The organism is Gilliamella sp. LMG 34360 (assembly GCF_984568995.1).
In genome coordinates this window covers 894,928-918,951 of record NZ_OZ474900.1, presented here as the reverse complement: position 1 = coordinate 918,951, position 24,024 = coordinate 894,928, and the positions used below count along the sequence as shown (strand labels likewise).

24 protein-coding genes are annotated in these 24,024 nt (G+C 31.8%); 11 read left to right on the top strand and 13 right to left on the bottom strand.

Annotated elements, in window-relative coordinates; genetic code table 11:
- Positions 1–58: 58 nt before the first annotated feature.
- The 9 genes from AC5LW9_RS04170 to AC5LW9_RS04130 form a co-directional block, all read right to left on the bottom strand.
- Positions 59–355 carry a GIY-YIG nuclease family protein gene (locus tag AC5LW9_RS04170; protein WP_025314747.1) on the bottom strand — a complete coding sequence of 99 codons (297 nt, stop codon included), beginning with the start codon at positions 353–355 and terminating at the stop codon, positions 59–61.
- A gap of 222 nt (positions 356–577) precedes the next feature.
- On the bottom strand, positions 578–949 hold the full coding sequence (locus AC5LW9_RS04165; RefSeq protein ID WP_025314746.1) for a hypothetical protein: 372 nt from the start codon (positions 947–949) through the stop codon (positions 578–580).
- A 74-nt stretch (positions 950–1,023) separates the two neighbouring features.
- Complete coding sequence (locus AC5LW9_RS04160; protein WP_493456364.1) at positions 1,024–2,058, bottom strand: zinc-dependent dehydrogenase; 1,035 nt, start codon at positions 2,056–2,058, stop codon at positions 1,024–1,026.
- Position 2,059: 1 nt separating this feature from the next.
- On the bottom strand, positions 2,060–3,568 hold the full coding sequence (locus tag AC5LW9_RS04155) for an FGGY-family carbohydrate kinase (RefSeq protein WP_198226460.1): 1,509 nt from the start codon (positions 3,566–3,568) through the stop codon (positions 2,060–2,062).
- Positions 3,569–3,758: 190 nt separating this feature from the next.
- Positions 3,759–5,105 carry a PTS galactitol transporter subunit IIC gene (locus AC5LW9_RS04150; protein ID WP_493456363.1) on the bottom strand — a complete coding sequence of 449 codons (1,347 nt, stop codon included), beginning with the start codon at positions 5,103–5,105 and terminating at the stop codon, positions 3,759–3,761.
- Positions 5,106–5,107: 2 nt separating this feature from the next.
- The gene (locus AC5LW9_RS04145; RefSeq protein WP_025314742.1) at positions 5,108–5,395 is read right to left on the bottom strand and encodes a PTS sugar transporter subunit IIB; all 288 of its coding nucleotides are present in this window, start codon (positions 5,393–5,395) and stop codon (positions 5,108–5,110) included.
- Positions 5,396–5,406: 11 nt separating this feature from the next.
- Positions 5,407–5,865 carry a PTS sugar transporter subunit IIA gene (locus AC5LW9_RS04140; protein WP_025314741.1) on the bottom strand — a complete coding sequence of 153 codons (459 nt, stop codon included), beginning with the start codon at positions 5,863–5,865 and terminating at the stop codon, positions 5,407–5,409.
- A 20-nt stretch (positions 5,866–5,885) separates the two neighbouring features.
- Positions 5,886–6,734, bottom strand: a complete 849-nt coding sequence (locus tag AC5LW9_RS04135; RefSeq protein ID WP_025314740.1) for a class II aldolase — start codon at positions 6,732–6,734, stop codon at positions 5,886–5,888.
- Positions 6,735–6,743: 9 nt separating this feature from the next.
- Complete coding sequence (locus tag AC5LW9_RS04130) at positions 6,744–7,478, bottom strand: GntR family transcriptional regulator (RefSeq protein ID WP_039127009.1); 735 nt, start codon at positions 7,476–7,478, stop codon at positions 6,744–6,746.
- 565 nt (positions 7,479–8,043) lie between these two features.
- Between AC5LW9_RS04130 and AC5LW9_RS04125 the strand changes: the two genes are divergently transcribed.
- From AC5LW9_RS04125 to AC5LW9_RS04075, 11 genes are all read left to right on the top strand, one after another.
- The gene (locus tag AC5LW9_RS04125) at positions 8,044–8,748 is read left to right on the top strand and encodes a lipopolysaccharide core heptose(II) kinase RfaY (RefSeq protein WP_039127007.1); all 705 of its coding nucleotides are present in this window, start codon (positions 8,044–8,046) and stop codon (positions 8,746–8,748) included.
- A gap of 184 nt (positions 8,749–8,932) precedes the next feature.
- A complete protein-coding gene (locus AC5LW9_RS04120; RefSeq protein WP_086327326.1) occupies positions 8,933–9,520 on the top strand; it encodes a hypothetical protein in 588 nt (195 codons plus the stop codon).
- Between the two features lie 486 nt (positions 9,521–10,006).
- A complete protein-coding gene (locus AC5LW9_RS04115) occupies positions 10,007–10,678 on the top strand; it encodes a CsgG/HfaB family protein (RefSeq protein ID WP_493456362.1) in 672 nt (223 codons plus the stop codon).
- A 34-nt stretch (positions 10,679–10,712) separates the two neighbouring features.
- Entirely contained in the window at positions 10,713–11,072 is a 360-nt protein-coding gene (locus AC5LW9_RS04110) for a DUF4810 domain-containing protein (RefSeq protein ID WP_198226454.1), read from the top strand.
- A gap of 3 nt (positions 11,073–11,075) precedes the next feature.
- Complete coding sequence (locus AC5LW9_RS04105; RefSeq protein WP_493456361.1) at positions 11,076–11,741, top strand: DUF799 domain-containing protein; 666 nt, start codon at positions 11,076–11,078, stop codon at positions 11,739–11,741.
- 109 nt (positions 11,742–11,850) lie between these two features.
- Positions 11,851–12,078: a substrate-binding domain-containing protein gene (locus tag AC5LW9_RS04100; protein WP_198226720.1), complete on the top strand. Its 228-nt coding sequence runs from the start codon at positions 11,851–11,853 to the stop codon at positions 12,076–12,078.
- Between the two features lie 158 nt (positions 12,079–12,236).
- Positions 12,237–13,532 (top strand): 2-hydroxycarboxylate transporter family protein, encoded by a 1,296-nt coding sequence (locus AC5LW9_RS04095; protein WP_198226452.1) that lies wholly within the window; start codon positions 12,237–12,239, stop codon positions 13,530–13,532.
- A 114-nt stretch (positions 13,533–13,646) separates the two neighbouring features.
- The gene (locus AC5LW9_RS04090; RefSeq protein ID WP_493456590.1) at positions 13,647–14,810 is read left to right on the top strand and encodes an NAD(P)-dependent malic enzyme; all 1,164 of its coding nucleotides are present in this window, start codon (positions 13,647–13,649) and stop codon (positions 14,808–14,810) included.
- A 117-nt stretch (positions 14,811–14,927) separates the two neighbouring features.
- On the top strand, positions 14,928–16,571 hold the full coding sequence (gene dcuS, locus AC5LW9_RS04085; RefSeq protein ID WP_198226448.1) for a DcuS/MalK family sensor histidine kinase: 1,644 nt from the start codon (positions 14,928–14,930) through the stop codon (positions 16,569–16,571).
- Complete coding sequence (locus AC5LW9_RS04080; protein WP_065737692.1) at positions 16,549–17,220, top strand: response regulator; 672 nt, start codon at positions 16,549–16,551, stop codon at positions 17,218–17,220. The genes dcuS and AC5LW9_RS04080 overlap by 23 nt, the downstream gene beginning before the upstream one ends.
- A 123-nt stretch (positions 17,221–17,343) precedes the next feature.
- Positions 17,344–19,791, top strand: coding sequence for an autotransporter outer membrane beta-barrel domain-containing protein (locus AC5LW9_RS04075; protein WP_198235582.1), 2,448 nt, complete (start codon positions 17,344–17,346; stop codon positions 19,789–19,791).
- An 88-nt stretch (positions 19,792–19,879) separates the two neighbouring features.
- Here the strand turns inward: AC5LW9_RS04075 and yfbR are convergent, their stop codons facing one another.
- The 4 genes from yfbR to ftsA all read right to left on the bottom strand — a co-directional run bounded on the left by yfbR (position 19,880) and on the right by ftsA (position 24,012).
- Complete coding sequence (gene yfbR / locus AC5LW9_RS04070; RefSeq protein WP_198235583.1) at positions 19,880–20,473, bottom strand: 5'-deoxynucleotidase; 594 nt, start codon at positions 20,471–20,473, stop codon at positions 19,880–19,882.
- Between the two features lie 82 nt (positions 20,474–20,555).
- A complete protein-coding gene (lpxC, locus tag AC5LW9_RS04065; protein WP_065737695.1) occupies positions 20,556–21,470 on the bottom strand; it encodes a UDP-3-O-acyl-N-acetylglucosamine deacetylase in 915 nt (304 codons plus the stop codon).
- A 67-nt stretch (positions 21,471–21,537) separates the two neighbouring features.
- Positions 21,538–22,677: a cell division protein FtsZ gene (ftsZ, locus tag AC5LW9_RS04060; RefSeq protein WP_065737696.1), complete on the bottom strand. Its 1,140-nt coding sequence runs from the start codon at positions 22,675–22,677 to the stop codon at positions 21,538–21,540.
- Between the two features lie 81 nt (positions 22,678–22,758).
- Positions 22,759–24,012, bottom strand: coding sequence for a cell division protein FtsA (gene ftsA / locus AC5LW9_RS04055; RefSeq protein ID WP_198226444.1), 1,254 nt, complete (start codon positions 24,010–24,012; stop codon positions 22,759–22,761).
- Positions 24,013–24,024: the final 12 nt, after the last annotated feature.

Below are 24,024 nucleotides of genomic sequence, written 5' to 3'. Positions count from 1 at the left end.
TAAATCCAAATAGATTGCGGTTATAAATCCAAAACTTTGCATAAAATTAATTAGTCGATTATTGATTGAGTAATGTTAATAAATTAGTTAAGTCTGGAGAGTTTGCAACCAATTGTTCTTTTTTCAGCTTGGAAAGTTGCTTTATACGATACTCTAATTTTAAAGCGGTAGACCTGTCGCCAACTTTTATTTGATAAACAACATAAATATCTTTATGACCTTTTAGATATTTAGCGCCACGACCATTTTGATGCTGCTGTAACCGCCTAGATACATCTGTTGTGATTCCAGTATACAATGATTGGTTAGATGTTCTAATAATATATAAAAACCATGTTACAGCGTTATTTTGCATAATAATATTTTTTATAACTAAGATACAAATTGGGTATGATAACACTGATTGTGTATAAATATATTTTTATATGCTTTAGTTATTAACTTAATCCGATGTATTTCTTTTAAAAGAAGTCGAGAAGTTTACAAACATTATTAAAATTATTGTAGTTGATTCAAATCTGTTGAACCATGGCTGATAAAGCAAAAATTGATATTTTTCAGTCTAGAAAAATCATTATTAATTGTTTTTAGTAGAAAAATATTTTTTTAGACTAATTGATTTAGTGACATAAATAAAAAGTGAAAAATAGATTAGAAAGTAGATCATGTTATTACTAGTTCCTATTTCTTGGTAAGACAGATAAGTAATTTCTGCCATAGTGGTAATTAAGCAAAGAACAAAATAATAAGATAGAAAAATCGGTGCTTTAGTATTTTTTTTAATGATTAAATTGATTAAAAATACGATAGAAGACAATATCACTAAATAGAGTAACGTTGACAAAATATCAAATTGATATTCAGTAAAATTTAAATATAAGGCATAACTAATAGAAAAAAAGTTAAACAATAATACTGTTAAAATCAGAATAATCGGTATCTTTTTCATCGGTGCTACCTTACTTTAAATTTTACTCATTTCATAATTTCAAAAGTCTAGTAAATATAAATAATAATACTGTTCTAAACTTCAGCTTTAATAATAACTTTTAATACTGGCTGCTCAGGATTCGTTGATATATCAATAGCTTCGCTCAATTTTTTTAATGGATAAACATGGGTTATCATCTCTTCTGTGTTGAGTTTCCTTTTTTCAAGCAGATCTAACGCTTCTGGAAACTCATACGGTGTAACGGAATAGGTTCCAATAATGGATATCTCATCTTTGAAAAAACGACTGACATCAAGTGTGACTAATTTATTTTTATCAAATCCTGAAAATACAATTATTTTACCAGCTCTTCTCACCATATTAACAGCATCTGCAACTAAAGAGGAAACACCAGCAGCAATAACTATTACATCGACACCTTGACCATCAGTGATTTTATTCACCTCATCTATAATATTTTTTTCCTTAATATTTATTGCATAATCACAACCAACTTTTAGTGCTTTTTGTAATTTAAATTCTGACATATCACTGACAATCACTTTATTGGCGCCTTTAATCTTGGCTAATTGAGCATGTAATATCCCAATTGTTCCTGATCCCATGATTAAAACACTATCATTTGGTCTAATATCTGCTTGCTTTAATCCATGTAAACAACAGGCAATAGGTTCGATTAATGTAGCTTCTTCATCGGTTACATTATTTGAAACTTTATGAGTTAAATGGTTCAAATGTAATTTAGGGATACGAATAAACTCAGCAAATCCACCGGGATCGATATTATTGGTTCTAAATTGTTCACAAATCGTATAGTGTCCTTTATTACAATAGTGACAAGTAAAACAAGGGACATGTATAGCAGTGATCACTCTATCCCCTATCTCAAACTTGCTAACATTTTTACCTTTTTTGACAATTTCACCGACAACTTCATGTCCTAAAACTGTAGGTTTATTGACTGAATCACCACGAATCTTTTGAATATCAGTACCGCATAAACCACATGCAAGCATTTTTATTAATACTTCATTATCGGAAATTTCAGGAATAGGAAGATCTTCTGTTCTTAAATCATTTTGCTTATAACACACTGACGCTTTCATTTTAATTACCCTTTTTTCGATGGAATTCTAATTGAGTTTTTAAATCATAAAATGGTTGATAATAGTTATTAAATACTTGGTCATAATATTGCGTTATTTGTTGATTAGGCATATATCTGACTATTTGATTTTCAAATTGATTATCAATATCTTTATCTAAATAATGATTTTGATACCCCGCTAACATAACTGCCCCTTTACATACGGCTTCTTTGATATTACAAGATACTATTTCTCTTCCAAGAATATCGGCCTTTAACTGCAACCAAACTGGATTTTTTGCAGCTGCTCCTATCACTTTTATTATTGGATGATGAGTAGAAGTTAGTTTCTCAATAGTTATAAGTATATTTTTTAGTTCAAAACATAATCCCTGAAAAATAGCCAACAATGTGTCTTGTAAAGAGCTGTTTTCAGCAAAACCATACCATAAGCCTTTAGAATCAATATTACGTTTCGGAGGGCCACTACCACGTAAATGTGGAATGAAAATATTTAACTTCTGCTTTATATAGTTAATATCGGAGAGTTTATTAAATAGTGATTCGATAAGTAGATCAAAATCTTCATTACTTACACAATAAGTCCGTTTAAACCATTCAATACTATATCCAGCCGAAGGAAGAGATGCATAAAGAGTATATAAATCATCAATTACATATTGACCGTTTGACAAATGACTGTTTAAAAAGCTTTTATCAAAATTAGCTTGTTTAAGTAAAAGCAACAATCCTTCAGTAGTACCAGTCGAATTAAGTATTTCTCCTGATTTAAGTCTAGCGGCTATAGAACCACACATATGATCATGACCACCAATTGATACATAAATAGGCTGACTACAATTAAGTTTACTTGCTAATGATGACTTTAATTTCTCAATATTTTTACCTGATTGAACAAAATCAGAAAATAAGTTATTAATTTTAAAAATTGACGAAATTTTTTCTGACCAACAATGGTTTTTTAAATCATAAACCAAGGTTCTTGATGCTAATGAAGGTTCAGCTTTTTTAACATCAGTTAATTTATATGCAATATATTCGGCTATGCATAACCATTTAACTTTATTTAGGTTAATATCACAGTTTTCTTTTATCCATAAAATTTTAGTTAAACTATAATTACTATGAATAGGAATACCTGTAATGGTATAAAGTTCGTCATCACTAAATTTTGTATTAATATCCGCGAGATTATTTTTTGTCCTTGTGTCATACCATGTGATAGCAGGACCTACAACATCTCCTTTTTCATCAATAAGAACACCAGACTCACCCACACTAGCAATCGCAATATTTTTTACTTGTTCAGGATCAGAAAGTGAGCCAATTATCTCAATTATCCCTTTTTCTAATTGATTGTATAACTCTGTAATATCAAAATCAGAACCATATTTTGTGATTACTTTTGGTGTAACAAAAGAAAAGCTATTTACTAGTTTTAAAGATGGCAATTCAAAAACACACAATTTACAATTTGTCGTCCCAATATCAACGCCAATTGAATACATATTAACCTCCTTATTTACTCTTTTTGTCTATTATTTTCAAGCAAATCAAATGTACACCCAAAATAAAAAATTCAATTTATTTATATATTTGAAACAACTTATCTTTAAAAAAATTGTAGCTTTCCCTATTCAGATAAGTTAACTTATCTGATTTAATACATTGATTAATAATATGGGTGTACGTTATTTTTTAGGCTATATCCCAAGATTTCTTTGTATGACGATACAATATGAAACAAGTCACAAATATTATTGGAATTAAAGCTAGAGCAATATAATTTCCTTCAAATACTTTGACTGCCCAAAAACGATAAGGATTGCCACCATCTAATAGACTTGAAAATTCACCGTCGGTTTTTACTGGAAAATTAATACTTTTTGCAATATTGGTAATAATTGGTGCTACAGATGAAGCAACATAAAGATTAGCAATTAAACAAGGTATACCTATGATAAATGATCTGACGATATTACCACGACAAGCTAATACCACCATTGATATAGGCACCCAAATATTTGTTAAATCACCTAATGGTAATAGTCGGTTGCCAGGTAAAATAATTGATAAAATCAAGCCGACAGGAATTAATAATAATGCAGTGGAAAGTACGGACGGATGACCAACAGCAACAGCAATATCCAAGCCGATGTATAAGTTTTTTCTGTTAGGAAACTTTTTATTCAAAAATTGTTTTACCGCATCAGACAATGGCAATAATCCTTCCATTAACAATTTAACCATTCTCGGCATAATTAACATTACAGCACCAAGATTGATAGCTAAATTTAAAATACCTTTAACATCATAACCTGCTGCAATTCCTATTGCCCCTCCTATCACAAATCCAATCATCATCGGCTCGCCAAATATACCAAATCTTTTTTGAATAGTTTCGGGATCAGCATGTAATTTTTGCAATCCTGGTATTTTATCTAATATTAGATTGCCTAATACACCGATAGGAAAGAAAATGACAGAAGAAAGTGTCGGTAATGATATACCCGGTAATTCAAAATATTTTTGAATCATAGGGGCACACCAATCAGCAAGAATAAAGGTTATTACTGCAGTTATGCCTGCTATAATTAACCCATACATAAAACTACTAGTACTGCTGTAAACTAATGCACCAACAAAGGTAAAATGCCAAAAATTCCACAAATCAATATCAACTGTTTTAGTCCAATTTAGGGTTAACATTACAATATTAATAATAATGGTCATTGGTATTACAAAAGGTGCAATCGGAGATGCCCAAGCAATTGCTGCCAATGGAGGCCATCCCAAATCGATTACTGGTAAATGAATTCCTGCATGTTCAACTAAGTCCGAGGTGGCACTGCCTAGGCTCGTACCCAATAGGTCGAAGATAACAAAAATACCAACAAAACCCATACCAATGGTTAATGATGAACGAATTGCCCGACCTATCTTTACACCTAAACAAAGTGCCATAATAAAGATCACAACAGGCAACATGACGGTCGGACCAAATCCTAATATGTATTGAACAACTTCCAGTAGTTTGTCAGCCATAATCAATCCCCTTTCAAAATCCTAACGATTTCGGCCAGGACATCTTCTTCACCTATTGTAGTGATTAAAGGTACTCCATTGATAATTGGTGTTTTTTCTAACTTATAGGATACTTTAGAAGTCACAATAATTAAGTCAGCCATACCATCTTGAGATTGAACCGTTGCCACATCTGACTGAATGTTTTCGACTTCAATTCCGTGTTCAGCACAATAATTTTTGACTTTTTCCGTTGCAATAGTTGAAGTAGCAATACCGCTAGTACAGGCAAAAATAATTCTTTTTTTCATAATGATGCTCCTTATTTCAAAATATCTTTTAAAATATTTTTAATTTCAAATTTGTTATTACTTTCAACTATCTTTTGCAAAATCATGTCATTGCTGAACGATGATGCTAATTTCATTAAAAAAGTTAAATGTGTATCGGATTGTTTAAGTAACAATCCAAATATAATATTGACGGGTAGATCCTCATCAGTCTCTGCATTTTTAAAAATAATGCCTTCTTTACTGGTTACAACAAACATGCCATCTTTTTTAACAAATTCGCAGTCTACATGAGGCATAGCAACATTTAGTGTTTTCAACTTAAATCCTGTAGGATGTTCATTTTCCCTTTGAATAACTTTTTCTAAATATTGCTCAGTCACATAATTGTTATCTAATAATTCATGACTTATAGATTTAAACATATCTTCTCGACTTGAAAAGTTTTTGTTTAAAAATATAATATTGTCATCCAATTGTTCTAATTCCATAATGACCACCTATTTTTATTTTAATGATGGATGTTTAATAAATTCATAGATAATATTTTGTTGTAAACTACTTGCTGAACATCACCTTTTGCTTTAAGTAGAACTTTAATAAGATTGTATTCATTATTATTAGCAACATATTGTTTACCAATTGAACTAATATAAGCTCTACGCAAATCACCACCAATATTAAGTTTGACTACATTATATTGACTAATTTTTTGTAAAGTTTGATCATCAATTCCTGAACCTCCATGAATAACTAGTGAGACTGGCGATATATCAGATAATTTACCCAGTAAATCAAAATCAATTTTCGGTTGTTGTTCAAATCCATGAACATTACCAACTGATACGGCAAGTGTTGCACAGCCAGTTCTTTTCACGAACTCAAGGACTTGATTAGGATCTGTTTTACGATCCGCTTCATTAACCTCATCATCTTCTTTTCCAGTAATAGCACCTAATTCAGCTTCTACAGGGATATTATATCCACCACAAAAGTCGACAACTTTTTTCGTCAATTGAATATTTTCTTCAAAAGGTAAATGAGAACCATCAATCATAATTGAGGTAAACCCAGCTTCAACGGCTTGCCTTACATCCTCAAAAGTTTTTCCATGATCTAAATGTAAACAAAAGGGTGTTTTCATCGTACTAGCTCGATTACGTACCATATCTACAATATATTTGTAACCAGATAACACAATGTTTGTTGGTGCAATTTGAACCATACTTGGAATATTACTTTCCTCAATTGCATCTAATATGGCTAATGTTGTTTCCAAATTTGTTGTATTAAATGCGCCAGCTAAAGTTTTCTGTTTTTTAGCTTCACCTATTAAAGTATACCCATTGACTAATGCCATAATTTACTCCTACTTTCGTCTAAGTGTTGTCCCCAAGTAGTTAACATTTGACTTTAACCATACATTACCAAATTCAATTGGCTGACCATCATCAAAGTAAACTAATTGTTCTAAATGAAGAACTGGAGATATATCGCTAATATTTAATATATCTGCGCGTTCTTTTCCTACCACTCGGGCTGAATATCGACAATCCGAGTGATCTATCTTTTTATGACTAATCCGCTCTAATTCACTAAATAAACTATATTTTGTAAAATCCACATGCTCTATTTCTGGACATAAAGACAAATTGATTCTATTTTCTATAAACATAATTTTTTCGCCATTAACGCTTCTTACCCGTTCCATATAAAAAATGTTCGAATTAACTGGAACTTGTAATTTTCCACTAATATATTCGTTTGCTCTTTCAACTCTTTTAGTAATAACTTCGGTAGTGAACTTAACATGTTGCATCTCTAACGATTCTGCAAATGACTGTAAACCATAGCCTAATTGATAGGAGATATTTTCAGCTTTTACATAAGTTCCTTTTCCTTGAATTTGTTCTAAAACAGATTCATTAATCAATAATTCAACCGCTTTTCTAACTGTGCCTCGACTAACAGAAAGTATGCTCATAATCTCATTTTCTGAAGGAATTCTATCTCCAGCTTTCAAATCATTACGATATATCTGATTTCTTATCCACTCTTTCACTTGTACGTAAAGTGGTGTGCTAGAAAATTTGTTTATATTCATTGGTTACCCCAAAATATTGGTTAAGTTAAATATACATCCATAGACAACTATGTACAACTATGGACAACCTGTTTTTAAACAAAATGTGAACTTAATCACATTTTATTGTTAATTGATAATATTCAGAACATGGATAGCATTTAGCTATCCATCTAATAAAAAATAATTTGTAACTAAATAACAATATAGAATTGTTGAAGAAATATCTTTTTTTTGCAAATGAAAAGTATCAATTTTGACAAAAATTAAAAACAAATTTATTATGAATCATTAACAAAGCCAACACTTTTAAGTTTATGCAAAAATCAATGACTCATATCTCCATTTAGAAGATTTAGATGATTGGGTATCAGACTAGACCAATAGACTATTAATAATTGGTTCTTTATTTTGTCAATTTATATATCTTTTTCTATTAACTTTAAGGAGTAGAATTGAAAATTACTCATTGATCTCTATTGTTTGTCCTAATTCGTATCTTCTTAAAAATTGACAGTTTCATTTACTTTAAGCTTGATAGTGTTTAAGATAAACCAATTTTTTGATGTATCTTGGGACTTAAAATTTGAATAACTTTGCAAACATTATTGAAATTGAACGCGGCGATATGAAGTTCGCTTATGTAGAAAATAATGAAATAAATTATTTAGAACTTTTTGATCAGTTTTTAGCGGAAGAAGGACATCATGAGTTACTTGATCCCAGCGATAAATTAGAACGATATACTTATCTAATTAATCATAATCAAAGCAAATTTATTTTTAAAATTGATGGTGGAGTAGAAGAACGTTTAGAGCGTCGAATTATTGCTAAAATTACAGGTGATTTTTATTTCAATTTAATTCATAAGTTAGCAAAAATTTCACTTGATAAATGCGACATCGCTTATGAGCTGTATTTGGTCGCATTTGATAAAAAAACCAAACGTCACTATATGATATTCAATTTTGTTGAAGGTCGTTCCTTGAAATGGGAAGAAATGAATAAATATGGCGATCAAGTAAAGGATTGTATTGAAAAATTACATAGTTATAATTTGGTTTCGAATGACGTACATGGTGGTAATTTTATTTTAACGCCAGAAGGAAAGATTAAAGCAATTGATTTGACCAATTCGGGCTTTATTTGGTTAACTAAGGCCAATGATGCTATCGAGCTAAAAGAACGTTTCAATATCAAAATTAAAGTACCCGTTATGGCAATGGCAATTAAAAAATTTACTCACGGATTTAAAAAATTATCTCGTAAATTACGAGGTAAAGAAGTCTAATATAACAAATGAGAGAAATTTTATTTCTCTCACATTTCTAATTTGCACTTTAACAGTATATCTTATTGAATTAATATCAATAAACGTTCTATTTTTGATTAATAGTCTTATTCCTTATGCAAACACTAGCAAATCAATACGTAAACAGCTAGAATTAATTAGCTTATCCTAAAAAGGGCGTTACATGAAAAAGTTACTTGGAATTTTTACAATATTTGCTTTGCTAACTGGCTGTACATCTCAAAAAATGATGTCAATTTATCAAACTGAAGGAGTAGAAATTGGTCAAAACTCGTCAGGAATAGATATATTGAAGAAATATAGTACATCAAGACCTATCACCATACTTCGCTCTTCATTATCACTCTGCATCGCTCAAGAACTTGATAATAGTCCTGTAGTACTTACTAATGAAAATTATTATGGTTCAAATTGGTGGTCTTATTACAATATGAATAATCATCAATCAATTACTGTCAGTGGTGGTGACACAATAAAACTTGTTGAAGGTAATAATGTTGTTGCTAATGCTGTAACGGATTATCAATATTACTCAAAATATTTTATAAGTTATACTTTAACGACTACTCGTAATAAAAATGGTATTAATTACCTATTTAGTAATATTAAGCAAGCTCAGCAATATACTGGCTCATCAATAAATGATGGATTTGAGTATATCAAAACGGTTGAAAGAGCTCATCCAGACTTGGTTATTGAGGCTCTAAATAAAGAAGTAGATAAAATTCAGGAGTGTTTAGTACGCCAATAAGATTGCCGTAATGTATAAAATTCTGTAAAAAAGTTTGAGGTTAAGCATACGTTTGAGTATATTTTATTTAATTATGTAATTGTTTTTAGTAAAAAATAAAATCATTCAATACAATATATTGTTAGTATAATTATTATTGTTGTAGATTATACTTACTTTCCATTGTAAATCAGATGACACCAATATCAATCCCTCCCTCTTATTAAAGTTCTTGTTACTTTATTTAAGGAATCTTTAGCATCATGATTGTTGTTATGCTATTGCGAATTTAAATAACATTAAGAATGTAGTTTATAGTAATGCCATCATTTAAATAATATAACTGTTTAACAAATTCATCGCCGACTTGAATATTACAATAATTAATCTAACAGTCGAATTATTAAAATTTAATGATAATGACTAAATTATTATTGATAATGGTCATTATTATTATATTATTTATGGCTAAATATTCATCATTTAATAAAAAAGGACAAGATAGACATGGATACAAAAAAATTAGTTGGAATTATTATTTTTAGTAGTTTATTAATTGGTTGTGTTAAAGAGTCATCACAAACCATCGTTTCCCCAACAGTCAATAGTTATAATTCACAATATAACGGTGTGAAAACCAGTATTGCTGTAGGTAAATTTGAAAACCGTTCTAATTATCAAAATGGTATATTTTCAGATGGAGTTGATAGGTTAGGTAATCAATCAAAAACATTGCTCATTAGTCATTTACAGCAAACTAATCATTTCAATGTATTAGATAGAACAAATATGGGGGAACTGGCTGCTGAAGCAAATTATAAAAAACAAAAGCAAAACATAATCGGCGCCAATTATATTATTTCTGGTGATATCACTGAGTTTGGACGCAAAGAAGTTGGGGATCATCAGTTATGGGGAATTCTTGGAAAGGGTAAACAGCAGATTGCTTATGCCAAAGTTAATTTGAACATCATAGATATTAATACATCTCAAGTGGTTTATAGCGTGCAAGGCGCAGGTGAATACAGTTTATCCAACCGTGAGGTTATAGGTTTTGGTGGCACAGCTAGTTACGATTCAACTCTCAACGGAAAAGTATTGGATCTCGCTATTCGAGAAGCGATTAATAATCTAGTTAATGGATTAAATAATGGTGCATGGAAACCTGCAACAAAATAAAAAATTAAAAATCAATTATTAAAGGATTATCATAATGTTAAAAAAACAATATATTACCTATTTATTGTTTTCAGGAGTTTTGTTGTTATTAAGTGGCTGCCAATCTTCAAATACAATCTATTATTGGGATGGTTATCAAGAAAATCTTTATAACTATAATCAACCTGATAAATCAAGCTATTCTGAACAAATCTTAGCTTTAGAAAAATCCATTGAAAAAGCAAAATCAGCCAATAAACCTATTCCCCCGGGGTTACATGCTCACTTGGGATTATTATATACAACTCAAGGAAACAACAATAAAGCTATGGAACAATTTGAATTGGAAAAAACACTTTTTCCAGAATCCAAAAACTTTATTGAGTTTGTTGAACGCAAATATCAAGGACGTTAATTAATGAATAATAAATTTATTGCTCTATTAGGAACTTTATTCGCACTCTTTATGCTAGTTGGTTGTTCAACACAAAAAGAAAACTACGATTACACCGCATTTAAAGAAAGCAAACCCGCTTCTATATTGGTCTTATTACCAACCAATCAGTCAAACGAAATTAATGCCAGCTTTGGGGTTTTTTCACAAGTAACATTGCCACTATCAGAAGCTGGATACTATGTTTTTCCAGTTAACTTAACTAATGAAGTATTTAAAAAAAATGGATTAACCGTTGCGGATGAGATACAATCGGTTAGCCTAGCAAAAATACGACAAATCTTTAATCCTGATGCTGTTTTATATATCAATATCCAAAATTATGGAACGAATTATCAAGTCATTCAAAGTGACACACGGGTAACATTAGACGCAAAACTAGTCGATGCCCGCTCTGAAAAGATTCTTTGGACTGGCTTTGCATCTGCTTCAAGTTTAGAAAATCAACAATCTAGCAATAGTCTAATATCGAGTTTAATTTCTGCTGCAATTACACAAATCACCGATACTGTCAGAGATCACAGTATTGCAATTTCTGGAGTTGCTACGGCACGATTATTTACACCAAATCCAATAAAAGCAAATGGAATATTATATGGACCTTATGCAACGACTAAAGTAGAAAAATAGATTAATTTAATCTAACTCCATATAAATTAATAACTTTATAGTAAACTCAAGGCGGTATTAATTACCGCTTTTTTATTAAGAAAGTAATTTTGTACTTTATTTTTATTCAATATTTTTAAATAATACGATAAATGTTTATATTGGTTATGCTAATTATGCTCCCTTAATACAACAAAATGCCCAATTAACGGTTATTGAAATACCTAATCACCTTTTTCCTACTATTGAATACAGTATGGCCCTACTCAATCCAACAAATATTGATGCAAAATTATTTATCGATTTTTTACAAAAAAAGCAAGTGCAAGAGTGCTTACTTAGATACGGTTTTTCCTAAATGACTATTATTTAAAAATTTAATGTTTTGAAAGATAGTTAAATGACTTACATTAATTACATAATTAGTTATATAACTTTCTTATTCTTCTGAATTTTTCATCAACAACTATACTGTTTAAGATTCCAAAGCGAAGTTAAACAACAAAAGGTTGAGTTATGAGCATGACGAAGGATTTCAAAATTAACAAAATTTACATAGGATCGCTACCCTTACCCATTTTTGCGATTTGTTCAATTATTGTGATTATTGCTGCCCAATTAGATATGTTGCCAAAAACACTGATTGGGGGATTTGCTGTTATTTTACCATTAGGTTGGTTTTTAGGAACAGTAGGTCAAAATATACCTTTTTTTAAAAAATTTGGAGCTCCGGCAATTTTATCGTTAATTGTACCGTCACTATTAGTTTACTGCGGTGTTTTTGATGAAAATACTTTATCTGCGGCCAACATGTTAATGAGAAACTCTAATTTCCTACTCTTTTATATTGCCAGCTTAGTATGTGGTAGTATTTTAGGTATGCATAGAGTCATTTTAATACAAGGTTTTATTCGGATGATGATTCCGATGTTACTTGGTATGTGTCTAGCTGCTTTAGTCGGTGTCTGTGTTGCCGTTGCTTTTGGTGATACTTGGGAACATGCTTTTTTCTATACTGTTTCGCCCGTTATGGCTGGAGGAATTGGTGAAGGCGTATTACAACTGTCTAACGCTTATAGTAATATCCTTGAGCAGGATTATGATAAATTTGTAAGTGCTTTAATTCCTGCAACCGTAGTAGGTAACTTTTTTGCAATTACCTTTACCGCCATAATGAGTCGAATTGGTGAAGTTAAACCTCATTTAAGTGGCCATGGGCAATTAGTAAAAATTGAATTTGATGGTTTAGCTGATGCTTTAAAAGAAGATAAAACGCCATTAGACGCCAGAGCAATGAGTGGGGCGGTGATGATTTTAGCCACATTATTCATATTTGGTATGATTTTAGAAAAGATAACTCATTTCCCTGGTCCGGTATTAATGATTATTGCCACTGCATTTGTTAAATATTTTCGTTTATTACCTGAAAGTGTCGAACGTGGTAGCCAACAATGGTATAAATTTATCTCGGGTAATTTTACTTTCCCTTTAATGACTGGCCTAGGTCTACTATATATTGATTTAAACAGTGTTGTAAATGTTTTAACTATTCCTTATTTTATAACCATTATTTCTGTAGTATTTACCGTATCAATGACAGGTTTTGTCTGTAGCTTTTTCCTAAAAATGTATCCTGTTGAAGCTTCAATCATCTCATCATGTCAAAGTGGTATGGGTGGAACGGGTGATGTAGCGATACTGTCAACAGCAAATAGAATGAACTTAATGCCATTTGCACAAGTTGCAACAAGATTAGGAGGGGCTTTAATGGTAATATGTACCACAGCATTATTAAGATACTTACATATGTAGTTGTATAATATTATAAAAGTAATGAGAACTATGATTTTAAAAGTAATTAATACAATATAAACAACAAAAATATTAGTTATTAATTTAATAGTTTTTAAGTGTAATCAGAAAGGAATAATCATGAAAACAGTTCAAGAAAAAGCTTTAGCCATTAGTAAACAAATGCATGGTAAATTTGAAATCAACTCAAAAGTACCCGTTAATTCAATGTCGGATCTTAGTGTTGCTTACACGCCTGGAGTAGCAGCGGTTTGTACAGAGATCGCACAACATCCTGAATCTGTTTATGAATATACAAGTAAACGTAATTTAGTGGCAGTGATTACCGATGGTTCTGCGGTATTAGGACTTGGTAATATTGGACCAGAAGCAGCGATTCCGGTTATGGAAGGTAAAGCGATATTGTTTAAACAATTTGCCAATGTAGATGCAATTCCTTTATCGTTAAATACTCAAGACCCTAATGAACTTGTTAAACATATTGCTGCGCTTGCACCATCCTTTGGTGGCATTAATCTTGAAGACATCAGTGCTCCACGCTGTTTTGAAATTGAAAAACGTTTACAAGAAATTTTAGATATTCCTGTTTTCCATGATGACCAACATGGCACTGCAATTGTTGTTTTAGCTGCATTATATAATGCCCTGAAAGTTGCAAATAAAAAACTTGAATCAGCCAAAGTGGTAATAAACGGTGGAGGCGCGGCAGGTATTGCTATTGCAGATATGCTATTAGCTGCTGGGGTAACAGATCTAAAAGTAGTCGATAAAATAGGAATTTTATCTGAAGATGATAGTTCTTTACCTTCTCATCATATGGCAATGGCAAAAAGAACTAATCGTTCAAAACAACGAGGAACCTTACAAGATGCAGTAAAAAATGCAGATGTATTTATCGGTGTTTCAGCACCAGGTGTATTAAAACCTGAATGGGTTTCTACAATGGCAGAAAAATCGATTATTTTTGCTATGGCTAACCCAACACCTGAAATCTTTCCAGAAGAAGCCAAAGCGGCTGGAGCTTATATTGTTGGTACAGGGCGTAGTGATTATCCTAACCAAATCAATAATGTTCTAGCATTTCCGGGTATTTTTAGAGGGGCTTTAGATGCAAGAGCCAAAAATATTACGTTAGAAATGCAATTAGCCGCAGCCAAAGGTTTAGCAAGCATTGTATCGAATGATAAATTATCAGTAGATTGTATTTTACCAAATGCCTTTGAACCAAATGTAGCAAAAATAGTTGCAGAAAGTGTAAAAAATGCAGCTAAATATTAATTGACCATTCTAAAATTATCTAATTTATTTCAAATATACCTACTAATAATCTTTTTTGTTAGTAGGTATTTAATACCTTAGTACAATGATGTTAGTATTAATAAATTGAATAATAAAATGAAATATCTTTTTAATCGATTGACGTTAAAATTTAAACTCATTAGCTTAATTTGTCTAGTATTTATACTTTCAGTTATTGCGCAAAATATTTATATTATCCACATTGTGAACGATGAATATTTAACTAATTCTCGTCAACAAGTTGAAAATGTTGCTAATATAATTTCAAATTCAATTGATTTTATTGATAGAATACAAAACCCAATCCCACTAAATCTAGATTTTATTCAAACAAATACTGAGCAAGTTAGAAAGTTGACGCAAGTTGATTTTGTTGTCATTTTCAATATGCAAGGTGTTCGTTATTCTCATCCTGATAAAAATAAAATAGGTCGATTCGTTGTTGGGGGGGATGAGCAAAGAGCATTAAAAGGTGAATCTTATACATCGATCGCTAAAGGAACATTAGGTGATTCTGTTCGTGCATTTAGCCCTATTTTTAATGAGCATCATCAGCAAATTGGCGGAGTACTAGTAGGTCAAACCTTAAAAAAAATTGACCATTTAGCAGCAAGGACAAGTCAACCTATTTGGTTATCATTAGTTGCATCCCTAGTCATTGCCATCATTTTAGCCTCATTATTATCCCGTAATATAAAAAAAATCCTATATGGACTTGAGCCATTAGAAATAGCGCAGCTTTTTGAAGAGAGAAATGCAATCATCAGAACGGTTAAAGAAGGGATTGTTGTGGTTAATCGTCAAGGGGATATAACCCAAATTAATAATGAAGCAAGGCGCATATTACGCATTAGTAATAGTAAAGAGAATATCATTGGACAACAGATTGACGACATCATTCCCAATACTCGGTTATATGAAGTCATGATGACGGGTGTTGCTCAATATGATTGTGAGCAAAATATCAATGGTGTCGTGATTCTTACCAATAGAACCCCCTTGTTTGTAAAAGAATCTTTAGTTGGAGCCATTGCTTCGTTTCGGGATATGACTGAGGTTCGACAATTGGCCGAAAATCTTACCGGAGTGAATCGATATGCTGATGCATTACGTTCTCAATCCCATGAGTTCAACAATAAATTGCATGTAATTTATGGTTTAGCATTCAACAATAACAAGCAAGAACTAATTGATTATTTAGAAGAAATAATAGGAAATAAACAAGCCGAATCAAATGTGATTAGTCAAACAATAAAAGATCCTATTATTGCTGGTTTTTTAAATAGCAAATTTAGCAGAGCGAGAGAATTAGGTGTTTGTCTATCTTTAAATGTGGATGGTGAATTAAAACTTATTCCCAATACCTCTGTGACTCATAGTTTAATAACAATCCTTGGTAATCTTATTGATAATGGTTTAGATGCTGTTCAATTTTTAGATGAGAAACAGATAAATGTAAATTTAGTTATATCCAATAATACCTTTCAAATAGAGATTATTGATAATGGAAATGGTATTTCAGAAGAAGATACACAATACATTTTTCAAAAAGGATATTCAACTAAAGGGGATAATCGAGGTATTGGACTTTATTTAGTTTTAGCAAGCATCGATGAGTTAAATGGTCATATTCAATTATGTGATGTAGATAATAAAAAAGGCGCCTGTTTTAAAGTATTATTGCCTCTAAAAGAGATCTACAGGGAGAAAGAAATTCATGATAGAAGTTTTAATAGTTGAAGATGACCCTATGGTTGCTGAATTAAACAAAAAATATTTACAAATGATCTCAGGTTTCAATCTTATTGCCAATGTCAATAATGGAGAACAAGCATTACATTTTATCCATGATAACCATATTGATCTTATTTTACTTGATGTCTTTATGCCAAAATTAAATGGTCTTGAACTTTTACAACATATACGTATTAGTTATCCACAAATCGATATAATTATGGTTACAGCCGCATGTAATACTGGCGATATCCAAACAGCATTACGGTTAGGTGTGATTGATTACATTGTTAAACCTTTTACTTTTGAACGATTAAGAACAGCACTCATTTCATACCAAGAACGAATTCGTTTATTATCATCATCAAAAATACTTAATCAACATCAGCTAGACGATCGTATCTTTGCAAAACCAACTATTCATTATAAAAATCTACCTAAAGGTATCGATAGCCAAACATTAAAAAAGGTTAGAGAGGTAATCATTAGCTATAATAATGAATTCTCAATGAGTGATATTGTTGAATTAATTACTTTATCAAGAATATCATTAAAAAAATATCTTGATTATTTGGAAGAACTAGGCGAACTTGAAAGTTATTTAACTTATTTATCAATTGGCCGACCGGTAAAACGTTATATCTATCAAAAGTAAGTTTTTTGTTATCAAATAAGTAGATATTAAGCTGAACCAATAAACGTACAACTTGAAACTCATTGATTATCATTCTCAATAGTTTATTATTTTATTTTCTTATAATAATTTTTAAATAAAACAATGAAAATCAAACTAATTTCTTTTCTAATAACAGCTTTATTTGGCGCAAGTTATGCTCAAGCATATAATTATGATGCATCAACAGATATAAAGTTACCCTTTAACCAGATCAATGAACGCTATTTTCTCACAAACAGCAGTAATCTACCTATCAATATTACGACATCTGATGACTTGACCGTTAATAGTGAAGGATCATTTCATCTCGGTTTTACCGGTAAAACCGCAACAGAACCTGCTTCGATTGCTAACGGTGATATCAATATGAAAGTTAACGGTAATTTTCAAATTTATAATGATACTTGGATTGGCAAATTCGATACAAAGTTTTTTACTGAGTATTTAGGGTTACATGCTGATTTTCCATATAATCCTGTTGATCATAATATTGATTTGCATGTAACTGGAGACATTAATGTCGAATTAGGCGCTGACAAAAAAAGAGGCGGACTCATGATTTTATCTGGTAATGTCATGGGAACAGGCCCTATAACTACTGGAAAAATAACAGTGAAAGTAGATGGTGATACCAATATCCGTAGTGGTGATAACCATTTAGCGGGAACATCATCATCGCCAGCAAAACTAATTACACGTAGTTTTAATATAACGGGTGGCGATATTGAAATTATCGGCGCTAAAACAGTATTAGAAACAACTAATAATGATATTCAAAAATCTTCTGTTGTAATAGGTAAAACCGGAAAAATGATCATTATGCGCGGAGGTACTGTTGATTTAAGTCATGGTGGTAACTTTGATGTTATTGATAAAGGTATATTAACGGCTAGTAGAGGGGATGGTTTTGTTAAACTTTCATCTAATGGACAACTTAATATTGATAAAAAAGCCACAATTGAGTCAACTAAAGGTTCGCTATATATAAGTAATCAACATAATAATACCTCTCATCTGAATATTGCTGGAACCATTAATTTTGGTATATCAGATACCAAACAATATAATACTATTCATGGAGATAATGTTAATATTCTATCTTCCGCTAAAATCTCTGCAACTGATGACTTTATTAAAAACAGTCTTAAATACATTTCCTCTGAAATAAATGCCACCGTATTATCTGCAAATAATTCCTTAAATATTTCTAATATTAAAGATGGCGAAACTAAAGCGCTAATTCAGAATATTTATGGTGACCTAAACTTTAAAAAAATTGGAAATGAACTCAAATTTGTTAATGCAAGTAATGTCACCGACTTTAGTAATATACAACATACCAAATTGGCAGCAGAACGACAAATTTCTCGTTACTACGAGCAAGTTGGAACAAAAGTTAAAAATATTGCCAAAGGTTTTGCACAAAATTTAGCAAAAGTATCCTACCAATCACTTTACAATACATTCACAAATGGCAATGTAAGTTCTGATAAATCTTTAGCTGGTGATTTAAATTGGGATATTCTAGCTGCCATAGGAAGAGGAAATTTGGCTATTGAAAATAAAAATACTCCATTATATTTCAATCGGAATTTAGCAGGATTATATAATAATAATCATGGGTTGCATTTAACAGAAATCGCACTGAGTTCGTTTAATTATACTCGAAATACATTAAATAAACGTATTGAACATTTTGATCAAACTAACAAAGGAATGGATGATAATTTTTGGATAAATTTAATTAATCATCATCAGAGTGCAAATAATTACCAAGGTATCTCTGGATACAAATATACGTCTAATGGTTTCATCGTGGGATATGATAAACAAATAATAGATAATTTTTTAGTTGGCACAACACTTAGTTATACTTCCGGTAAATATAAAGATAAAGCGGCATCCTCAAATGATTCTGATATAAATAATTATCAGATCCAATTATATTCTGGTTATCGTTTTTCTAATAATATTACTACTTCTGCTTATGTTGGCTATACTTATGGAAAAAATCACCTAGATTCCCATGACAATTATTATTCAATTAATGAAAAATTCCACAGTAATACTTGGAATGTTGGAAGTACTGTTGGATATAATTGGCAAGTCCAAGAAAAGTTAACTTTAATACCGAGTATTAGTTTAAATTACCTTTATACTGAAAACAGTTCCCATAATGCTAGCTATAATAAAATTGATTTAGTTAAATATGGTAAAGCGTCGAATTCGGCATTTTTAATACCAATGGATATGACCATTGATTATTCAATTTTCAAAGATCAGGATAATCAAATATCATTAAGAGCTAAAACAGGATATATAGTAAATTTAAGTCATAATGAATTTGATAGTGATATCACTATCAATGGAGTGAATGGATTAGCAAAAATGAGTGCTCATACCGCCAATCGCTCCAACAATCAATACAATCTAGGTCTTGGACTAACCTATCACTATAATCTTTTTGATTTTAATATTGACTATCAATATTATGGTGAAAGCAAGAAAAACTCAAACTATATTACAGCACTTGCTAAATTCGGTTTTTAATAATTTAAAATAAAAATATGATGCTACATATATATTATTTATGAGCATCATAGATCTCAATATTAAATTTTTAGATATTAATAATGTATTAATTATCCATGGTGATCTCATCTAAAGATAATTTGAAACTAGGAACAAAGACTTCTAAAAAATAGTCCATTTCAGGACTATTACGTTCTGATAAGGTTTTTTTTAAACGCTGTTCAGCTAATCTAAATTCGTTATTACCAGCACTCAGTTCCTCAATCGTCTTTAAATACGCACATAAGGCATCTGCTTGTTTTACTATACTTTTTTCTGCTTCATCGTAATAGTCATCATCGATCAATAATTTAAAATCATCCCGTAACTCTTCAGGAAGCATATTAATAAGTTTATGTTGTGCTATTTTTTCAATCTTTTTATATTCAATCGTAATTTGTGGATTGTAATATTTTGTTGGCGTTGGTAAATCCCCTGTTATCACTTCAGAAACATCATGATACATAGCTAATAATGCAATTCGTTCAGGATTAACATTACCATTAAATTTTTGGTTTTTTATAATCCCTAAGGCATGTGCGATAAAAGCAACTTGCAAACTATGTTCAGATACATTTTCAGTTCTTACATTACGCATTAATGGCCAACGATTAATTAATTTTAATCGTGATAAGTGAGCAAAAAAATGGCTGCCGTTCATATAAAATTCTCTTTTTTAGAAAATAAAAACGCCTCCATATAATGGAAGCGTTCAATCGATTAAAATATATTGATTTAGAGTTTTATGCTAAAACAAGTTGCTGTGTACCTAAAGCAAGTGGAACACTTTGCTCTTCAGTAAATGTCACATATTCCCATGCTTCTTGTTTTGCCAATAATGCTTGTAATAATTGGTTATTTAAAGCATGCCCTGATTTATAACAAACAACTTCACCAATCATGTTATGACCGCTCATGTATAAATCACCGATAGTATCAAGCATTTTATGACGAACAAACTCATCTTCAAAACGTAAACCATCTTCATTAAGTACTTTGTAGTCATCAACAACAATAGCACAATCCAAACTACCACCTAAGCACAAACCTTTTGATTGTAATGCTTCAATATCACGCATAAAACCGAATGTTCTAGCACGGCTAATCTGGCGAATAAAAGATTCAGAAGAAAAATCTAATTGATAACGCTGTGAGCTACTATCAATAGCCGGATGTTGGAAATCGATAGTAAAATCTAATTTGAAACCATTATACGGTCTCAATTCAGCCCATTTATCACCATTTTCAACTCGAACGGTTTCTTTAACTCGTAAAAATCTTTTTAATGCATTTTGCTCGGTAATACCTGCATCAAGCAATAAATAAACAAATGGACTTGCACTACCATCCATAATTGGAATTTCTGGCGCATTAACTTCAATAATAAGATTATCAATACCAAGACCGGCTAGTGCTGAATTAATATGCTCAACAGTTGAAATGCGAACATTATCTTCATTCACTAGACACGTACAAAGCATAGTATCACGCACAGATTTAGCATCAACAGGGAAATCTACATACGGATTTAAATCAGTACGACGATAAATAATCCCTGTATTTTCAGGTGCGGGACGTAAGGTCAAAGTAACTTTTTTGCCAGTATGCAAACCTACACCTGTCGCTTGTATTGTCTTTTTTAATGTTCTTTGTTTCACTTTGCACCTACTATTCTATTTGTTTTTACTGTCGTATTAGACAATAAAAACTCAACTAAGTTCAATACTAATTTGCCTGCTTACGAATAAAAGCAGGAATATCTAAAATTTTATTTTCTTCAAGAGGAGAAATACCTTGTTCATTCACAACTTTAGCTAATCTCTCTTCTTGTTGTCCTAAGTTACTAGTTTGACCAAATAATGGATTTTGGGTCATTGGTTTAGCTATTTTTACTTCTGGACGTTTGTCCATACCAATACCTGTTGCTACAACTGTAACACGAATTTCATCGGACATGTCTGGATCAAAAGTTGTACCAACTACAACAGTCGCATTGTCAGAAGCAAAAGCTCTAACTGTACTACCCACTGTTTCAAATTCTTCTAATCCAAGATCTAAACCAGCTGTTACATTGACAAGGACACCACGTGCTCCAGATAAATCAATATCTTCTAGTAATGGACTAGAAATTGCCATTTCAGCTGCTTCCTCAGCGCGATTATCACCACTAGCACAGCCTGAACCCATCATGGCATAACCCATTTCAGACATAACAGTCCTAACGTCAGCAAAGTCTACGTTGATATGACCTGGTTTAGTAATCAGTTCAGCAATACCTTGTACCGCACCTTTTAACACACCATTAGCCGCGGCAAAAGCATCAAGTAGTTTAACACCACGACCTAACACTTTTAATAATTTATCATTTGGTATAGTAATAAGCGAATCAACATGTTTTGCTAATTCAGCTATACCTTGCTCAGCAAAAGCCATGCGCTTTTTCCCTTCAAAACCGAAAGGTTTAGTCACAACAGCTACAGTCAAAATACCTAACTCTTTGGCTATTTCGGCAACTACTGGCGCTGCACCTGTTCCGGTGCCTCCACCCATTCCAGCTGCGATAAATACCATATCAGCACCTTCAATAGCACTACGAATTACTTCACGATCTTCCTCTGCAGAGTTTCTACCCACTTCTGGATTAGCTCCAGCACCAAGTCCCTTAGTAACATTGGTACCGATTTGGATAGTTTGACCTACCTTAATTCTTCGCAATGCTTGTGCATCTGTATTTGCCGCAAAAAACTCTACACCTTCGATATGTTCAGCAATCATATGTTCGACAGCGTTACCGCCACCACCACCTACACCAATAACTTTAATGACTGCTGCTGGTTCATCATCTGCAACCATAGGCTCAAACATAACTTATCTCCAAATTTACGCTCTATGAACATTGTACAGATAACCGCCTGCAATGTCCACGAAGTTCTTGTAATATATTAGCTAAAATTCTTTTTTAAACCAACCGGTCAAACGTTTAGCTATCCCTTTTAATGATGATTTATCACAATCTTTCGAATCATCATTTAATAAACTTTGTTTTCCATAATGCAATAATCCTACTGCCGTTGAACAATAAGGTTTTTGTACATAATCAGTTAACCCCGAAATATTTAAAGGCTGACCAATACGCACTTGATTTTGAAAAACTTTCTCAGCACATTCAACCATTCCTTTAATTTGTGCTGCACCACCTGTTAATACAATCCCTGCTGCTAATTGGTATTTGACATTTTGTTTCTTCAGTTCATCTTGTAAAGTAAGCAACTCTTTTTGTACTAATGAAAGAAGTTCTGAATATCGAGGTTCAATTACATCAGCAAGCGTTTGTCTTTGCAAAGAACGTGATGGTCTTCCACCTACACTTGGCACATCAATCACTTCATCTTTACCAATTAATGAACCTACGGCACACCCATAACGGATTTTAATATTTTCAGCATCCATAGGCGGCGCACCAAATGCATAAGCAATATCACTAGTAACTACATTCCCTGCATAAGGTATGACAACGGAATGTCGTAATGCGCCACCTGTATAGACAGTCACATCCATTGTACCTCCACCCATATCAATGACGCAGACACCAAGTTCTTTTTCGTCGTCAGTCAATACAGCATAGCTAGAAGCCAAACCAGAAAAAATAAGTTGATCAACTTTTAATCCACAGCGTTCAACGGCTTTTACAATATTTCTTGCCATATCGTTATGGCAAGTAACTAAGTGTACTTTTGCTTTCATTCGTACACCGGATAAACCAATTGGATTTTTAATCCCTTCCTGTAAATCAATAGAATACTCTTGGGCAATCACATGCAGTATACGGTGTTCATCTAAAATTCGAACTGATTTCGCTGTATGCACAACATTTTCAACATCTTCTGCTGTCACTTCTTCTTCTGCTATTGGCACCATACCAATCTCATTTTGACAACGAATATGTTTTCCTGAAAGGCTTAAATAAACGGAAGATATTTGGCAATCAGCCATTAGCTCTGCTTGATCAACTGCTCGTTGGATTGATTTCACTACCGACTCTAGATCGTTAACACCACCTTTATCAACACCTTTTGATGGGCAATGACCTACACCGATAATATTAATAATACCATCGGGAAGAACTTCACCAACTAGAGCAAGTACTTTAGAGGTACCAACTTCTAATCCAACAACCAATTTTTTTTCTGTTGCTTTCATATTTCAGCCTTT

What these genes read in the sequence shown, in the direction of transcription:
- AC5LW9_RS04135 (WP_025314740.1), bottom strand. Translation starts at nt 6,734, where the DNA reads ATGGCATTAGTCAATGGGTATACTTTAATAGGTGAAGCTAAAAAACAG.
- dcuS (WP_198226448.1), top strand. Translation starts at nt 14,928, where the DNA reads ATGAAATATCTTTTTAATCGATTGACGTTAAAATTTAAACTCATTAGC.
- AC5LW9_RS04155 (WP_198226460.1), bottom strand. Translation starts at nt 3,568, where the DNA reads ATGTATTCAATTGGCGTTGATATTGGGACGACAAATTGTAAATTGTGT.
- AC5LW9_RS04120 (WP_086327326.1), top strand. Translation starts at nt 8,933, where the DNA reads ATGAAAAAGTTACTTGGAATTTTTACAATATTTGCTTTGCTAACTGGC.
- AC5LW9_RS04105 (WP_493456361.1), top strand. Translation starts at nt 11,076, where the DNA reads ATGAATAATAAATTTATTGCTCTATTAGGAACTTTATTCGCACTCTTT.
- AC5LW9_RS04130 (WP_039127009.1), bottom strand. Translation starts at nt 7,478, where the DNA reads ATGAATATAAACAAATTTTCTAGCACACCACTTTACGTACAAGTGAAA.
- AC5LW9_RS04095 (WP_198226452.1), top strand. Translation starts at nt 12,237, where the DNA reads ATGAGCATGACGAAGGATTTCAAAATTAACAAAATTTACATAGGATCG.
- AC5LW9_RS04075 (WP_198235582.1), top strand. Translation starts at nt 17,344, where the DNA reads ATGAAAATCAAACTAATTTCTTTTCTAATAACAGCTTTATTTGGCGCA.
- AC5LW9_RS04140 (WP_025314741.1), bottom strand. Translation starts at nt 5,865, where the DNA reads ATGGAATTAGAACAATTGGATGACAATATTATATTTTTAAACAAAAAC.
- AC5LW9_RS04145 (WP_025314742.1), bottom strand. Translation starts at nt 5,395, where the DNA reads ATGAAAAAAAGAATTATTTTTGCCTGTACTAGCGGTATTGCTACTTCA.
- yfbR (WP_198235583.1), bottom strand. Translation starts at nt 20,473, where the DNA reads ATGAACGGCAGCCATTTTTTTGCTCACTTATCACGATTAAAATTAATT.
- AC5LW9_RS04170 (WP_025314747.1), bottom strand. Translation starts at nt 355, where the DNA reads ATGCAAAATAACGCTGTAACATGGTTTTTATATATTATTAGAACATCT.
- ftsZ (WP_065737696.1), bottom strand. Translation starts at nt 22,677, where the DNA reads ATGTTTGAGCCTATGGTTGCAGATGATGAACCAGCAGCAGTCATTAAA.
- AC5LW9_RS04115 (WP_493456362.1), top strand. Translation starts at nt 10,007, where the DNA reads ATGGATACAAAAAAATTAGTTGGAATTATTATTTTTAGTAGTTTATTA.
- AC5LW9_RS04110 (WP_198226454.1), top strand. Translation starts at nt 10,713, where the DNA reads ATGTTAAAAAAACAATATATTACCTATTTATTGTTTTCAGGAGTTTTG.
- ftsA (WP_198226444.1), bottom strand. Translation starts at nt 24,012, where the DNA reads ATGAAAGCAACAGAAAAAAAATTGGTTGTTGGATTAGAAGTTGGTACC.
- AC5LW9_RS04080 (WP_065737692.1), top strand. Translation starts at nt 16,549, where the DNA reads ATGATAGAAGTTTTAATAGTTGAAGATGACCCTATGGTTGCTGAATTA.
- AC5LW9_RS04150 (WP_493456363.1), bottom strand. Translation starts at nt 5,105, where the DNA reads ATGGCTGACAAACTACTGGAAGTTGTTCAATACATATTAGGATTTGGT.
- AC5LW9_RS04160 (WP_493456364.1), bottom strand. Translation starts at nt 2,058, where the DNA reads ATGAAAGCGTCAGTGTGTTATAAGCAAAATGATTTAAGAACAGAAGAT.
- AC5LW9_RS04165 (WP_025314746.1), bottom strand. Translation starts at nt 949, where the DNA reads ATGAAAAAGATACCGATTATTCTGATTTTAACAGTATTATTGTTTAAC.